This is a genomic window from Arthrobacter sp. zg-Y916, assembly GCF_020907385.1.
GTDB lineage: Bacteria > Actinomycetota > Actinomycetes > Actinomycetales > Micrococcaceae > Arthrobacter_B > Arthrobacter_B caoxuetaonis.
Map to the genome: position 1 here is coordinate 697750 of NZ_JAJJOD010000001.1, position 15613 is coordinate 713362.

Consider the following 15613-nt stretch of genomic DNA (forward strand, 5'->3'; position numbering starts at 1 on the left):
GGGCGCGCCGGGTCGGCACATTCAAAGGGCGGGCGCAGGGACAGGTAAACTCTTGCGGTATTTGCCATCTGAAAGGACACCCGCAAGTGTCAGCAACCGAGCAGCACGCTGCCGCTTCGCGCTCCGAAAAACCGTCAGTTCCTTCCGCCCCCGCAGCCGGTGAACGCCGCTACCGTCCGGAAGTCCAGGGCCTGCGGGCGCTGGCGGTGATACTGGTTGTCATTTACCACGTGTGGCTTGGCAGGGTTTCCGGCGGAGTGGACGTCTTCCTCCTTATCTCCGCCTTCCTGCTGACCGGTTCCTTTGTCCGCAAAGCCGAAGCAGGCAGGGCACTGGCCCTGGGCCGCTATTGGCTGCACCTGTTCAAGCGGCTGCTGCCGGCCGTCGTCGTCGTGCTCCTCTCCGTCCTCGCGGCCACTGCATTCCTGCTGCCCGCCAGCTACCGGCAGGACCTCATCACCGAGTCCTGGTCCTCCCTGTTCTATGTGCAGAACTGGACCCTGGCGAACAACGCCGTCGACTACCTGGCCGCTGACCACAGCGGCGCCAGCCCGCTCCAGCACTTCTGGTCCCTCTCGATCCAGGGCCAGGTCTTCCTGCTGTGGCCGCTTCTTTTCGCTGCTGCGCTTCCGGCGGCCCGGCTGGCCCGAATCGGCTACCGAACCGTGCTCACCGGGATCTTCGGGATAATCTTCGCCGCTTCGCTCGCGTTTTCCATCTGGCAGACCGGCGCGAACCAGGCGTATGCATACTTCGATACGCGGACCCGGCTCTGGGAATTCGCGCTTGGAACCCTCCTGGCACTCGCGCTGCCGTATCTGCACCTTGGCCGCAGGCTTCGCATCCTGATCGGCTGGACCGGCGTGGCAGCCATGCTCGGCTGCGGCATCATCCTGCAGGTGCAGCAGCAGTTCCCGGGATACCTGGCCCTGTGGCCCACCCTGGCAGCCGCCATGGTGATTGCTGCGGGTGACACCGGCAGCAGGCTGGGAGCGGACCGCTGGCTCACAGCGAAGCCGCTGGTGAAACTGGGAGACAACTCCTATGCCCTGTACCTCTGGCACTGGCCCGTCCTCGTCTTCTGGCTCATCGCCTCCGGCCAGGAAAACGCCGGAATCGTCGACGGCGCCGCAGTGATTGCTGTTTCGCTGCTCCTGGCGGTGCTCACGACCAAACTGGTGGAAACCCCGCTGCGCGGCTGGTCCTGGCCGGAAGCCGCATCGTGGCGCTCCGCACTGGTGCTCGCCGCCTCCTTCGCGCTGGTCGCAGCGCCCCTGGCCGGGTGGCAGGCCAAGGTTGCCTCTGATGCGCAGGCAGTCAGGCTGCAGAGCATTGCCGACAACCCCGGCGCCCTCTCACTCGATCCTGAATTCCAAACCGCTGCATCGACGACCGCCCTGGTGAAACCTTCCGCGTCCGAGATGGACCAGGAATGGGCGAAGCTCGACCATGCGTGCGACGAAGCATTCGCTCCGGCTGAAGGCAGCGTCCTGGAAAAGTCCTGCAAGCAGATCGGCAGCGCAGACGGTGCACAAAAGAGAATCGTCGTGCTCGGCGATTCCCACGCCATGCAGTGGACGGCAGCGCTGCGGCCCGTCGCGCTGGCCAATGACTGGCACGTGGTCACCGTCCTGAAGATGGGATGCCGTTACGGGGCGGCGGATCCGGAACGCTCCGAGGAATGCAACGCGTTCAATGAGGCAGCAGGCGAATACACCCTGGGCCTGATGCCGGACGCCGTGTTCACTGTCGCCTCCGTCACCGAAGAATCCAGCCCGGCCGAATATCTGGCCGGCGGCTACGATGACGGCGTGCGGGCCTTCGATGAAGCCGGGATCGCCGTGCTGGCCATGCGGGACAACCCGCGCTTCGAGTTCGATATGTTCAAGTGCCTGGAGGCAAACGACCTCTCCGTCCAGGCCTGCCACGTCCCGCGCAGCGAGCTGCTGGCAGAGGTTTCCCCTCTGGAAGGACTCCAGGAACGGATCCCGGGCGTCCACGTCCTGGACATGAGCGACCAGTTCTGTTTTGAGGACTCCTGCCCCGGCATCATCGGCAACGTGATCGTCTACAAGGACCACGACCACCTCAACCGCACCTACATGGAGACCGTCTCCCCGGAACTGGCCCAGCGGATCCTCGACGCCACCGGGTGGGAAGGCGTCACCGTGCCAGCGTCGGTTTAGCTGGACCAGGTAGCGTCCGGAATACGGAACCCTGTCCATTTCGTTCTACGATTGGATAAACGCGGCCGTGATGCCCGGCCCCACAACTCCCCGGTCCTGAAAGAGGCGCGCACTTGAGCCAGCAGTCCCCAGAACACGATCCGTTTGGCTTCGTCGGCCTGACCTATGATGACGTCCTCCTGCTGCCCGGTCCCACGGACGTCATCCCGTCCGAGGCGGACACCAGTTCCCGGCTGACCAAGCGGATCACGGTACAGACCCCGCTGCTCTCCGCAGCCATGGATACCGTGACCGAATCGCGAATGGCGATCGCGATGGCCCGCCACGGCGGCCTGGGTGTCATCCACCGCAACCTCTCCATCGCGGACCAGGCCGAACACGTGGACCGGGTCAAGCGCAGCGAATCAGGCATGATCACCAACCCGGTCACCATCGACCCGGACGCCACGCTGCAGGAACTGGACGATCTCTGCGCGCATTTCCGGGTGTCGGGCCTTCCCGTCGTGGATCCGGAAAACAAGCTCCTGGGAATCGTGACCAACCGCGATACCCGTTTTATCCCGAAGTCCGAGTACCCCTCCCGCAAGGTCGGGGAAGTCATGACCCGGATGCCGCTGATCACCGGCCGGGTGGGCATCACCCCGGAGGAGACGGTTGAGCTCCTGGGCAAGAACCGGATTGAGAAGCTGCCGCTGGTGGATGACGCCGGACGCCTCCAGGGCCTGATCACGGTCAAGGACTTCGACAAGGCCGAGCAGTATCCGCTCGCAACCAAGGATGACGAGGGCAGGCTCCGCGTCGGTGCCGCCGTCGGCTTCTTCGGTGACGGGTACGAACGCGCCATGGCGCTGGTGGATGCCGGCGTCGACGTCCTCGTGGTGGACACCGCCAACGGCCACAGCGCAGGCGTCCTGGAAATGATTGCCCGCCTCAAGAAGGACCCGGCAGCAGCGCACGTGGATGTCATCGGCGGCCAGGCAGCGACCCGCGAAGGTGCCCAGGCCCTGATTGATGCCGGCGCTGACGCCATCAAGGTCGGCGTGGGTCCGGGCTCCATCTGCACTACCCGCGTGGTCGCCGGCGTCGGCGTCCCGCAGATTACGGCCATTTATGAAGCGGCCAAGGCTGCCATTCCCGCGGGCGTACCGGTCATTGCCGACGGCGGCCTGCAGTACTCGGGGGACATCGGCAAGGCCATTGTTGCCGGCGCGGACACCGTGATGCTCGGCGGCCTGCTCGCCGGATCGGCGGAGAGCCCGGGCGACCTGGTCTTCGTCAACGGAAAGCAGTTCAAGACGTACCGCGGCATGGGCTCCCTGGGCGCCATGCAGACCCGCGGCAAGAACACGTCCTACTCCAAGGACCGCTACTTCCAGGCGGACGTCCCCAGCGATGAGAAGCTCATCCCCGAGGGCATCGAAGGCCAGGTGCCCTACCGCGGGCCCCTGTCCGCCGTCGCGCACCAGCTGGTGGGCGGCCTGCGCCAGACCATGTTCTACACCGGCGCGCACACCATTTCCGAGCTCAAGGCCAAGGGACGCTTTGTCCGCATCACGCCTGCGGGCCTGAAGGAATCCCACCCGCACGACATCATGATGACCGTCGAAGCGCCGAACTACGGCCGCCGCTAGGCCGCTGGTCCTCGAAGCAGGCACCGTTCCGTTCCGGAGCGGTGCCTGCTTCCTTTTGCGACTGGGATAACCTAGAGCAGTGACTAACGAGATAGAGATTGGCCGAGGCAAGCGTGGGCGCAGAGCCTACTCCCTGGATGACGTAGCGATTGTGCCCTCCCGGCGCACCCGCGATCCCCAGGACGTCTCGGTCAGCTGGCAGATAGACGCCTACCAGTTTGAGATGCCGGTTATCGGCGCTCCGATGGACTCGGTGATGTCACCGGCCACGGCAATTGCACTCGGCCGCCTGGGCGGCCTCGGGGTCCTGAACCTCGAAGGACTCTGGACCCGCTACGAGGACCCGCAGCCGGTCCTCGACGAAATCGCCGTCCTCAGCCAGGAGAATTTCAACCCGGCAGCCACCCGCCGGCTGCAGGAGATCTACACGGCCCCGATCCGAGCAGAGCTGATCACTTCCCGCCTCGCGGAAATGCGCGACGCCGGCGTCACAGTTGCCGGGTCCCTCACCCCGCAGCGCACCCAGGAGTTCTACAAGACTGTCCTGGCCGCCGGTGTGGACATCTTCGTGATCCGCGGAACAACTGTCTCCGCCGAGCACGTCTCCAAGAATGCTGAACCGCTGAACCTGAAGCAGTTCATCTACGAACTCGACGTTCCGGTCATCGTTGGCGGCGCCGCCGGCTACACCCCGGCACTGCACCTGATGCGCACCGGCGCGGCCGGCGTCCTGGTCGGGTTCGGCGGAGGGGCCACCACAACCACCAGGCGCGCACTGGGCATCCACGCGCCGATGGCCACGGCCATTTCCGACATCGCTGAAGCACGGCGTGACTACATGGACGAGTCCGGCGGCCGGTACGTCCACGTGATTGCCGACGGCGGCATGGGCACCAGCGGCGACATCGTCAAGGCCATCGCCATGGGCGCGGACGCCGTCATGCTGGGCTCCGCCCTGGCCCGCGCCGAAGAAGCTCCGGGCCGCGGCTGGCACTGGGGACAGGAAGCACACCATGGTGAGCTTCCGCGCGGCGACAGGGTTCACCTGGATACCGTCGGCCCGCTGAAGGAAGTACTGTGGGGGCCCTCCCATCACACCAACGGGACCTCCAACCTCATGGGTGCACTGCGGCGCGCAATGGCTACCACCGGATACTCTGATTTGAAGGCCTTCCAGCGCATCGAGATGCTGGTTTCCCCCTACCAATACAACACCTGATCGCGATCGACCCCACACCCCCGGGGCACCTGCTTCAGAGAGGAATCTTGACCATGGCAACAAATGCACTCAGTCCGGAATACCGCGAAGCTGCCCTGGAAAAACTTCAGGCGACGTCAGAGCCCGGAGGGGAACTGGACGTCCTGATTGTGGGCGGCGGAGTGGTCGGGGCAGGCGCTGCGCTTGACGCTGTCACCAGGGGACTCAAGGTCGGCATGGTCGAAGCCCGGGACTGGGCTTCGGGAACCTCCTCCCGGTCTTCGAAGCTCATCCACGGCGGCCTGCGCTACCTGGAGATGCTGGACTTCGCCCTGGTGCAGGAAGCCTTGAAGGAACGGGGCCTGCTGCTGCAGCGCATCGCGCCCCACCTGGTGAAGCCTGTGCCCTTCCTGTACCCGCTGACAAAACGGTTTGTTGAGCGGCCCTATGTCGGCGCGGGGATCTTCCTCTATGACACCCTCGGCATGACCTCCGGGAACTCCCGGGGTGTTCCGATGCAGAAGCACCTGACCCGGCGGGGCACCCTGCGTGCTGCGCCCAGCCTGAAGGATGACGCCATGATTGGCTCCATCCGCTACTACGACGGGCAGGTCGACGACGCGCGGTACGTGGCGAACATGGTCCGCACCGCCGTCCACTACGGTGCCACAGCGGTGAACCGGCTTTCCGTCGTCGACTTCCTGCGTGAGGGCGAGCGCGTTGTCGGTGCCCGGGTCCGCGACCAGGAAACGGGCCGGGAGTTTGATATTCGTGCGAGCCAGGTGGTCAATGCCACCGGCGTCTGGACGGATGAAACGCAGGCGATGGTCACCGACCGCGGCCAGCTCAAGGTCCGCGCGTCCAAGGGCGTGCACCTGGTGGTTCCCCGCGACCGCATCCAGTCCACCGTGGGCATGATCCTGCGCACGGAAAAATCAGTGCTCTTCGTCATTCCGTGGGGCCGGCACTGGATCATCGGCACAACGGACACGGACTGGAACCTGGACAAGGCCCATCCCGCGGCCACGTCAGCGGACATTGACTACATCCTCGAACACGTGAACACCGTCCTGAAGACGCCGCTGACGCGTGAAGACGTGGAAGGCGTCTATGCGGGGCTGCGGCCGCTGCTGGCCGGCGAGAACGATTCCACCGCCAAGCTTTCGCGCGAACATGTGGTGGCCCACCCGGTTCCCGGCCTGGTCGTCGTGGCCGGAGGCAAGTGGACCACTTACCGTGTCATGGCGAAGGACGCCGTCGACGAAGCAGCGCGGGCGCTCGATGAGAAGGTGCCCGAAAGCTGCACCCAGACGATCCCGCTGCTTGGTGCCGTGGGCTACAAGGCAGCCTGGAACCGCAGGCACCGCACAGCCGATGAATACGGAATCCATGTGGTGCGCGTGGAGCACCTGCTCAATCGCTACGGTGCCCTCGCAACCGAGGTGCTCGACCTGATTGCCGAGAATCCCAAGCTGGGAGAACCGCTGCCAGGGGCTGATGACTACCTGGGCGCCGAGGTTGTCTACGCCACGACGCACGAGGGTGCCCGGCACGTGGAAGATGTGCTGGCACGGCGGACCCGGATCTCCATCGAGTCCTGGGACCGGGGGGTCTCTGCGGCTCCCGTTGCGGCGGACCTCATGGCCCCTGTCCTCGGTTGGGACGCCGAACGGGTGGAGAGCGAAGTACGTCATTACCTGGCCCGCGTGGAAGCAGAACGGCTCAGCCAAAAGCAGCCCGATGACGTTTCCGCCGACGCAGCCCGGCTTGCCGTCGAGGACATAGCACCGCAGCGCTAGCCCGGGGACACCAGCGGATGAGCGACGAACTGAGCCTGAATGAAAAGGGCGCTGTCCTGACCGAGCCGGAAATGGTCATCCTGCAAATGGTGGCCAAGGACAGGACGGACGCTGCGGCGCAGCTGGCGGAGCGGATGTACCGGCAGGGAAGGCTGACGGACCTTGAGGGGTTCATCAACGATGTCAGCGCCCGTGAGCACCAGATGGCCACGGGCCTGCCCGGAGGGATCGGGCTGCCGCACGCGAGGAGCCGGTATGCGGTACAGACCTCGATTGCCGTCGGGATCTGCAAGTACGGGCACAGCCTTGACTTCGGTGCATCAGACGGCCCGGCGACTGTGGTGCTGCTGATAGCTACCCCCGCCGCCTCCTTTTCCGAACATCTGGAAGTCCTGGCGACGCTGGCGCGTTCCCTCTTCCGGCCGGCGTTCCGGGACTCACTGAGGCATGCAGAGGATCCCGAAGTCATCGCCGAGCTCATTAATTCCTCGCTGGTGTTCTTTGACCATTAGGCACCGGGGCACCGTCCATTGGGTTTTCTACACGACTACGAAGTACCGTTAAGCCGTGCTTAAGACTGCCCTGCAACCGCGATGGATCGCCGGCCTGATCCTTGCCCTGGCCATTTCCACCGTGTTCGTGCTGCTCTCGGAATGGCAGTTCTCCGCCGCTGAAAGCGAGGGCCCGCCTCCGGTCACCGCCACCGAGGAAGTACGTCCGCTCACGGAAGTCTTCACCCCCGGCGTACCGCTTTACGCGACCGAAGCAGACCAAATGGTGACCTTTACGGGCACCTTCCAGCGGGAGGACCAGGTTCTGGTCCAGAACCGTCTGCAGGACGGAGAGGAAGGCTACTGGGTCGTCACGGCGTTCGACGTCGACGACGCGCCCTCAGACGCAGCCATTCCCGTCGTCCGCGGATGGACCGCCGATCCTGCTGCGGCGGGGAGTGCACCGGAGGGTGAAATTACGATCATCGGGCGGCTGCTGCCCACCGAAGCGCCGATTGCCGGACCTGTACCGGAGGGAACTTCTGCAGCCCTGTCCACCGCCGAACTGGGCAACCTCTGGGACGAGCCGCTCTTCTCGGCTTTCGTCACGGCACACGAAACCCTGGTGGACGGTGAGCCTGCAGCCGCAAGCGACCTGGAAACGGTAACCGTGGCGCCGCAGCCGCAGGAAACCACCATCAACTGGATGAACATCTTCTACGCCGTCGAATGGGTGGTGTTCGCCGGGTTTGCGGTGTTCCTCTGGTGGCGCCTCCTCGCTGACTCCTACCAGCGCAGCCTCGAAGAGGACGAATACGAGGACGACGAGTATGACGAAGACGACTTTGAAGACGTTGACGGCGAAGAACAGCCGCCGGCACCAACCAGCAGTGAGGTAAAGAAGTGAGCGATCCCGCAGTCACCAGGCCCCCGCGCCCGAAGAAGAAGAAGCGCCGGTTTGGCGGAACGCACGCGCAGATCCGCTCGGCCCTGACCTTTTACAAGGTCTCCTCCTGGGTGACCGGCATTTTCCTGCTGCTCCTGGTGGCGGAAATGGTCATGAAGTACATGCTCAACATTCCGCCGGTCATGCTGGGAGGGCTGAACCTCTATACGGCTGTGCTGATCGCCCACGGCTGGCTGTACGTTGTGTACCTCTTCGCCGACTTCCGGCTGTGGCAGCTCATGCGGTGGCCTTTCACCAAGTTCATCGTTGTTGCGCTCGGCGGCGTCGTGCCCTTCCTGTCCTTCATCGTGGAGGTCCGCACCCACAAGCAGGTCCTTGCCGAGCTCGCCGCGCACCCTGAGGCCGCGAAGCGCTATTAGCTATTAACCGTGTGGCGGCTAAGGCCGTCACACAGTCCCGCCAGCCGCCCTGATGTGCGGCAGGGGCACCGCGGCGACTATCCTTGAAACCGTGACTAATCCCGCGACTGCTCCTATTGAAGAGCGCCCCGTCCTGGTTGTGGACTTCGGTGCCCAGTACGCCCAGCTGATTGCCCGGCGCGTACGCGAAGCCGACGTCTACTCCGAGGTTGTGCCGCACACCTACAGCACTGAAGCGCTGCTGGCCAAGAACCCGGCAGCCATCATCCTCTCCGGCGGGCCGTCCAGCGTTTACGCCGAGGGCGCCCCCAAAGTAGACCCTGAACTGTTCGAGGCAGGAGTTCCGGTCTTCGGGATCTGCTATGGCTTCCAGGCCATGGCCGCTGCCCTGGGCGGCACGGTCGCCAAGACCGGCCTGCGCGAATACGGATCGACCGACGCCGCCGCAGTTGACGGCAGCCGTTCCATCCTCGAAGGCACTCCCGAGCACCAGAACACCTGGATGAGCCACGGGGACAGCGTGCAGGAAGCCCCGGAGGGATTCGACGTCCTTGCCAGCACTGCCGGCGCACCCGTGGCGGCCTTCGCCAACGAGGAAAAGAAGCTCTACGGTGTGCAGTGGCACCCCGAGGTCAAGCACTCTGCGCACGGCCAGCAGGTCCTGGAGAACTTCCTGTTCAAGGGAGCCCGCCTGGACCGCAGCTGGACCACCGGCAACATCGTCGAGGAGCAGGTCGAGCGGATCCGTGAGCAGATTGGCTCCTCCCGCGTGATCTGCGGTTTGTCCGGCGGCGTGGATTCCGCCGTCGCCGCTGCCCTGGTGCAGCGGGCTGTCGGTGACCAGCTCACCTGCGTCTTCGTTGACCACGGACTGCTGCGTGAAGGTGAAGCCGAACAGGTTGAACGCGACTTCGTTGCCGCCACCGGCGTCAACCTCTACGTCGCCAACGAGCAGGAGCGCTTCCTGAACGCCCTGGCCGGCGTGACCGACCCGGAGACCAAGCGCAAGATCATTGGCCGCGAGTTCATCCGTGCCTTCGAAGAAGCCGAGCGTGCCATCATGGCCGAGGCCAAAGCTGCCGGCGAACCCATCCGGTTCCTGGTGCAGGGCACCCTCTACCCCGACGTCGTTGAATCCGGCGGCGGCGAAGGTGCAGCCAACATCAAGAGCCACCACAACGTGGGCGGCCTGCCCGAGGACATGCAGTTCGAGCTTGTCGAACCGCTGCGTCTGCTCTTCAAGGACGAAGTCCGTGCCGTAGGGCGCGAACTCGGCCTGCCGGCCGAGATCGTCGGCCGCCAGCCGTTCCCCGGTCCCGGGCTGGGCATCCGCATCATCGGCGAAGTCAACCAGGAGCGCCTGGACCTGCTGCGCCGCGCCGACGCCATTGCGCGCGCCGAACTCACCGCAGCGGGCCTGGACGACGACGTGTGGCAGATGCCGGTAGTGCTGCTGGCTGATGTCCGCAGCGTCGGTGTCCAGGGAGACGGACGGACCTACGGGCACCCGATCGTCCTGCGTCCGGTCTCCAGCGAAGACGCCATGACCGCAGACTGGTCACGGCTTCCGTATGACCTGCTGGCTCGGATTTCCAACCGGATCACCAACGAGGTGGACGGCGTCAACCGGGTGGTTCTCGACGTCACGAGCAAGCCGCCGGGAACGATTGAGTGGGAATAGCATCTTAGGCGCGGGGGGACGGCTGAAAAGCCGTCCCCCCGCGTTGCTATTCGGAGCTATCCGGCAATTGACGATAGCTTGGAGGGTATGCCAGTTTGGTCGAGATCGTCGCGCGGAAGTGCAGGAAAGAGGACTCCAGTGTCTGAGCAGAATCCCGGGGACAGTGCCTCGGACTTCCTGCTGCCGTGGCTGGCCGGGCTGGGCCAGCATGCGGGGACGGACACCCTGCTCCATTTCACCGTCTCGGCAGATAACAGCATCGACCTGACCCACGCGCATCCCTCAGGCCTGGCGCAGCTACTCGCCGGCCGCCGCACCCGGCTGTCAACCCTGCTGCGCGACGCCGACCACTACCGCACGGCGATGCGTGCAGCACGCCTGCTGCGGGCAAAGATCTACGAACTCGGCTCCGACCGCGGACTCGACGTCGGGTACCTCGCCGCGGGCACTGCGTCCTGGCGGTATGCCTCCGATGAAGCGGTGCGGCCGGAATCCCTCACTGCCCCGGTACTGCTGACGCCTGTCACCCTCACGGTCCACGCTTCCCAGGATGACTACGAGCTGCAGCTCACCGGAAAGGCAGAGCTGAATCCGGCTCTCGTGCGGCACCTGGAGGTCCAGCAGGGCTTGGACGTCGACGCCGATTCCCTGGCCAAGCTGGCGTACGGGACCGCACGTTTCGACCCGCATCCCGTCCTGGACCGCCTGCGGGCGCTGACCGACGGCGTGCGCGGGATGAACATTGAACACCGGCTGCTGCTCTCCACCTTTGCCGACCTTCCCGATCTGGCGGGCGACGCCGCGCTGGACCCCTCGCACCCGATCCTCCGTGCCCTCATGGACGCGGCCGTCAACGGAAGCGCCGAACCGGCCGAAGCCGCCGACCCGGGGCTGCCGCCGCTGGACGACCGGTCCCCGGCCGATGAACTGCTGGTGCTGGACGCCGACCAGGAACAGCAGGACGTGCTGGACCTCGTCGCCGCCGGCGAATCCCTGGTGGTTTCCGCGCCTCCGGGCACCGGACAAACCCAAACGGCCATCAACGCCGCCGCAGCCTTGGCGAACTCCGGCAAGTCAGTGCTGGTGGTGGCCGAACGCCGGGGGACCCTCAACGAGTTCGTCTCCGGACTGGATGCCCTGAACCTTGGCTCCCTGGTGCTCCAGGTCAACGCAGGGCTGGGCGAAGAAGCGCTTCGCGACCGCCTGGTCCGGGCGATCGTCCGCAACGAGAAGGCCTCCGAGCCCAACCTCGGGAACCTGCACAAGGTGCTGCAGGAAAGCCGGCACCAGCTGCGCGACCACGTCAAATCCCTCCACAACGTCCGGCAGCGCTGGGGATGTTCGCCCTACCAGGCGATGCAGTCACTGGCTGAGCTGACCTCCATGACGCCCGCTCCGGCCACAACCGTGCGCCTGAAGCGAAGCGTGCTGGACAGCATCACCGACCGCACGGAACTTACCGGCCGCCTGCGCCGGGCAGCGGAACTCGGCAGCTTTTCGCGCGCTGCGGTCTCCAGCCCCTGGTTCGGCGCCAAGCTCCTGAACCGCAAGGAAACCGAGGCAGCCCACCGGCTCACGGAAGAGCTGGCGGAAGAACTGCCGCAGCTGCGCGCCCGCGTCCAGGAAGTGGCTGAGCACTCCCAGATCCGGCTCGGGGAGACGTTCGCGCAATGGGGCGAGCAGCTCGAACTGCTGGTTGCCGTGCGCGAAAGCCTGGACAAGTTCACGCCGGACATCTTTGACCGTCCCGTCACGGACCTGATTTCCGCCACAGCCTCCTCCTCCTGGCGCCGTGAACACGGCGTCGACATGAGCTCCATGACCCGCTCCCGCCTGCGGCGCGTGGCCAAGGAATACATTCGTCCCGGCGTCCACATCTCGGACCTGCACACGTCCCTGGTCCAGGTCCAGCAGCAGCGGGTCACCTGGTCCCGCTATGCGACCACCCAGCGCCACCCGTCCGTTCCCACCGGACTGGCGGACCTTAACCGGACCTACCTGGCGGTCAAGGAGAAGCTGGACACACTGACCGGTATCCTCGCGGGGACCCCGGGCAAGCCGGACCTGGCGGCCCAGTCGCTGGACGACCTCGAGAAACGCCTGCGGGCGCTGGCCGGGGACAAGGAAACCCTGGAGACACTGCCGGAACGGACCCTGCTCGTTGACGAAATGCGGGGCCAGGGACTTGGGGAACTCCTCGATGACCTGGAAACCCGTGAAGTCACGCCCCGCCAGGTCGGCTACGAACTGGAACTGGCCTGGTGGCAGTCCGCCCTTGAGGCCATGATCAGCGGTGACGACTACCTGGCCATGTCCGACGGCGACAGCCTGCGCAGGCTGGAAGCGGAGTACAGGCTGGCGGACAACGCGCACATCGCGTCCGGCGCAGCGCGCCTCCGGTGGGCACTCGCCGGCCGGTGGCGCCAAGGCATCAAGGACCAGCCGCGTGAGGCCGACCGCCTGAAGGAAGTCATCAAGTCCGGGCCCCTGACGGTGGATTCCCTCGGCAGCCAGTCGGAGGCGCTCGTATCCTCGCTCCTTCCTGTCTGGGCCGCGAGCCCGCTGCTGCTTCCCATGATGCTGCCCGGCTCCCGTCGGTTCGATGCGCTCATCATCCTGGATGCCGAATCCATGAGCCTGCAGGCTGCCGTGCCGGCCATCGCCCGCGCCGGCCAGGTCGTTGCCTTTGGCGACGGCAACCTCGGCGGTCCGAGGCCCTTCAGCATCAACGTGCAGGGTCACCCCGCAGAAGCAGCTGAAGATCTTCCGAGCGCGTTTGAAGCACTTGCACGGATTCTGCCCGGCCGTGCCCTGTCCACGGTGTACCGCGGTACGGACAAGGCACTGCTGAAGCAGCTGAGTGACGAGTTCTACGGGGGACGGCTTTCCTGGGTTCCGCGGGGAGACGAGGTCGCCACCGGCGAGAAGCCGCTGACCGTTGAGTACCTTGCTGACGGCACGGGTATGCCGAGCGCGGACCAGGAGGGCGTGGAAAGCGTCTCTGCCGAAGTGAACCGGGTGGTGGACCTGGTCTTCGAACACGTTCGGCGCCGTCCGAGCCAGTCGCTGGCAGTCATCACCGCCAGCCCCCGCCATGCGGCACGGGTGGGCGAGGCGATCCGGGTGCAGATGGCCAATTTCCCCTGGGCCTCAGATTTCTTCGCACCGGGTGCAGAATCCTTCCGCGTAGTCACCGCCGACCGCGCTGCAGGGCTGGTCCGCGACGCGGTCATCTTCTCGCTGGGCTTCGGCCGTACTCCGCATGGCCGTGCCCTGCACAACTTCGGGCTGCTTTCGGAGCCGGGCGGCCGCGGCCGGTTTGTAAACGCCATGACCAGGGCCCGCCAGCGGCTGCACGTGCTGACCTGCTTCCAGCCCTCGGACCTGGACGAGTCCCGCCTCGGCCACGGAGCGCTGGACTTTTACCGCCTGATTCAGCGCGAGCTCGACGCCGCTCCGGAAACGGCCGCCCCGCTGCGGCCCGCCGGAAACTCGATCATGTCCGACGACCCGCTCGTTGCGGACCTCGTGGGACGGCTGCGGTCCCGCGGTGCCAAGGTCTGGGACCATTACGACGGCGTCATTGACATAGTCGCCACCGTAGACCGGCAGACCGCATCCGATCCTGCTGTTCCGATGGCCATCGAGTCTGACGGCACAGCGCGCTACCGGAGCATGAGCGTACGGGAGCGCAGCCGCCTGCGGCCCCAGCTCCTGGAACGCCTGGGGTGGCGGTACATGCCACTGTGGACCATTGAGGTCTTTACAGACCCTGCGGCCTGCGCCGGCCTTGTCAGCCGCTACCTGGGTTTGCCGGCACCTGCAACGCAGCCGGAGCCAATCAAGGAGGCCGCGCCGGCCGCCGTCCGGAACATCGTGGTGCCCCACGGCAGCACCCGGATCAGGCCGCGCGCCGACAATGAACCGAATCCCGCAATACGTGCTGCGGCAGCTGCTGCCGCAGCCGCTGCAGCCGGAGGGAAAGACACAGGCGATGGCAGCACAACAGGACAAAAAGCTTAGCCCGTCATCTGGGGAGCCGGCAGGCGCTGAGGCGCCCTCGGCGGAGCCGGGCAGGCGCCGCTCCCGCCGGAGTACGGTGGCCCCGGCGACGCTCGCGCGGGCGCCGGGACTGCTGCAGACGGCACCTTGCCTTCCCCCGGGGATCTCCGGGTCCAGCGATTCGGCGACCAGGCAGGGGAGCGGGGGAACCTCCGCAGGCTCGCCGCAGCACGCTGCGGCTGCCAAGGCCCCCGCAACGGCTGCTGCCCCGGCGGAAGGCATCCTGCCTTCCGTGGCGGAGGAAGACGATCCCCGGGCCTGGGGCGACCGTCCCGATGACACTGCTGACTGGCTGCGTGAACAGCGCCCGCCGCACTGGGGCTAAACCAGTGCGGATACCCTGAACCGCGCCATCCCATCTCAGGCGCCCCGCGCCCCGCGCCCTGCGTCCCGAGCTGGGCCCCCGTGCCCCGCGGCCCGAGCTGGGCCCCCGCGCGGCCCGGCTGGGCCCGGACTGCGGGCCTGGTTTTCCTAGCGTGCACTGAGGACCAGATAGAGGTTCCCCCTTTCGCCGGCACCTGCAAGCGCAGCAGATTCCTGGCCTTTCGCCGCTACGACCACCAGCCCGGCATCCTCCGCTGCCGGTCCCGGCCAGGTGCCGCCGGCACCCGCTTCACCGGCTGTCCACAGCACCGGCACCCCTGCGGCAAGGACAGTCGTCTCCACCGTTCCGTCGAATCCCGTGGCCGACGCCAGGATCACGTCGACAATGACGCCCGGGGAGAGCAGCCCGGTTGCTGACTTGTCCGCGGGCCGCAGCGGCACCGCCACCGTGCCCTCCGGAGCGCCCGCCAGCAGCCCGGGCCCAACAAAGTAGGAATCGGTCAGGATTGTGCCCGCCCTGACGGGAACCGCCAGCCGCTCCCCGGCAGCAGCGTCCGGTCCAGCCAGCGAGCCCGGCGGGGCAGTGCCCGCGGGCACGCGGGCCGTCCGCAGATCCCTGGCTTCCAGAAGGTGCCCTGCCGGCAGATCTGCCGTGACCGCAACGGCTGCTTCCGTGCGGGCATCAGCGGGCAGCAGCGCCTGGACCGCAATGCCACAGGCAGCTGCCGCCAGCAATCCGGCAAGAGTGCGCCGGCGTCGAACCAGGAACCGGTGGAACCACCCGCGCCCGGACCGTGACCCGCTCCGCCCCGTCGAACCCTGGGCCGAAATGCCGCGGCCACGGCCGCGGCCCCGGTTGCGGCCCCCGGGCGGGCGGCGCGATCTGGAAGACATGGTCCCACGCTAGGACCATGG

At 66.3% G+C, this 15613-nt stretch carries 11 protein-coding genes; 10 read left to right on the top strand and 1 reads right to left on the bottom strand.

What is annotated here, in order from left to right:
- Positions 1 to 86 precede the first annotated feature (86 nt).
- From LOC59_RS03400 to LOC59_RS03445, 10 genes are all read left to right on the top strand, one after another.
- Positions 87 to 2186, top strand: coding sequence for an acyltransferase family protein (locus LOC59_RS03400; protein ID WP_229970588.1), 2100 nt, complete (start codon positions 87 to 89; stop codon positions 2184 to 2186).
- 113 nt (positions 2187 to 2299) lie between these two features.
- Entirely contained in the window at positions 2300 to 3817 is a 1518-nt protein-coding gene (guaB, locus tag LOC59_RS03405) for an IMP dehydrogenase (protein WP_227894364.1), read from the top strand.
- A 79-nt stretch (positions 3818 to 3896) separates the two neighbouring features.
- Positions 3897 to 5036, top strand: coding sequence for a GuaB3 family IMP dehydrogenase-related protein (locus LOC59_RS03410; RefSeq protein ID WP_227894365.1), 1140 nt, complete (start codon positions 3897 to 3899; stop codon positions 5034 to 5036).
- A gap of 53 nt (positions 5037 to 5089) precedes the next feature.
- Positions 5090 to 6814 carry a glycerol-3-phosphate dehydrogenase/oxidase gene (locus LOC59_RS03415; RefSeq protein ID WP_227894366.1) on the top strand — a complete coding sequence of 575 codons (1725 nt, stop codon included), beginning with the start codon at positions 5090 to 5092 and terminating at the stop codon, positions 6812 to 6814.
- 17 nt (positions 6815 to 6831) lie between these two features.
- On the top strand, positions 6832 to 7326 hold the full coding sequence (locus LOC59_RS03420; RefSeq protein ID WP_229970590.1) for a PTS sugar transporter subunit IIA: 495 nt from the start codon (positions 6832 to 6834) through the stop codon (positions 7324 to 7326).
- A gap of 55 nt (positions 7327 to 7381) precedes the next feature.
- Positions 7382 to 8212: an SURF1 family protein gene (locus tag LOC59_RS03425; protein WP_229970592.1), complete on the top strand. Its 831-nt coding sequence runs from the start codon at positions 7382 to 7384 to the stop codon at positions 8210 to 8212.
- Positions 8209 to 8631, top strand: coding sequence for a DUF3817 domain-containing protein (locus tag LOC59_RS03430; RefSeq protein WP_229970594.1), 423 nt, complete (start codon positions 8209 to 8211; stop codon positions 8629 to 8631). The genes LOC59_RS03425 and LOC59_RS03430 overlap by 4 nt, the downstream gene beginning before the upstream one ends.
- 91 nt (positions 8632 to 8722) lie before the next feature.
- A complete protein-coding gene (guaA, locus tag LOC59_RS03435) occupies positions 8723 to 10312 on the top strand; it encodes a glutamine-hydrolyzing GMP synthase (RefSeq protein WP_227894370.1) in 1590 nt (529 codons plus the stop codon).
- An 87-nt stretch (positions 10313 to 10399) separates the two neighbouring features.
- Positions 10400 to 14335, top strand: coding sequence for a DUF4011 domain-containing protein (locus tag LOC59_RS03440; protein ID WP_229970599.1), 3936 nt, complete (start codon positions 10400 to 10402; stop codon positions 14333 to 14335).
- Entirely contained in the window at positions 14307 to 14699 is a 393-nt protein-coding gene (locus LOC59_RS03445; RefSeq protein ID WP_229970601.1) for a hypothetical protein, read from the top strand. Before LOC59_RS03440 ends, LOC59_RS03445 begins: the two co-directional genes overlap by 29 nt.
- Before the next feature lie 146 nt (positions 14700 to 14845).
- On the opposite strand, the gene cpaB is transcribed toward LOC59_RS03445, so the two are convergent.
- Complete coding sequence (gene cpaB / locus LOC59_RS03450; RefSeq protein ID WP_227915479.1) at positions 14846 to 15592, bottom strand: Flp pilus assembly protein CpaB; 747 nt, start codon at positions 15590 to 15592, stop codon at positions 14846 to 14848.
- Positions 15593 to 15613: the final 21 nt, after the last annotated feature.

Coding starts and splice junctions, on each gene's coding strand:
- LOC59_RS03440 (WP_229970599.1), top strand. CDS start 10,400: ATGCCAGTTTGGTCGAGATCGTCGCGCGGAAGTGCAGGAAAGAGGACT.
- LOC59_RS03415 (WP_227894366.1), top strand. CDS start 5,090: ATGGCAACAAATGCACTCAGTCCGGAATACCGCGAAGCTGCCCTGGAA.
- LOC59_RS03445 (WP_229970601.1), top strand. CDS start 14,307: ATGGCAGCACAACAGGACAAAAAGCTTAGCCCGTCATCTGGGGAGCCG.
- LOC59_RS03420 (WP_229970590.1), top strand. CDS start 6,832: ATGAGCGACGAACTGAGCCTGAATGAAAAGGGCGCTGTCCTGACCGAG.
- cpaB (WP_227915479.1), bottom strand. CDS start 15,592: ATGTCTTCCAGATCGCGCCGCCCGCCCGGGGGCCGCAACCGGGGCCGC.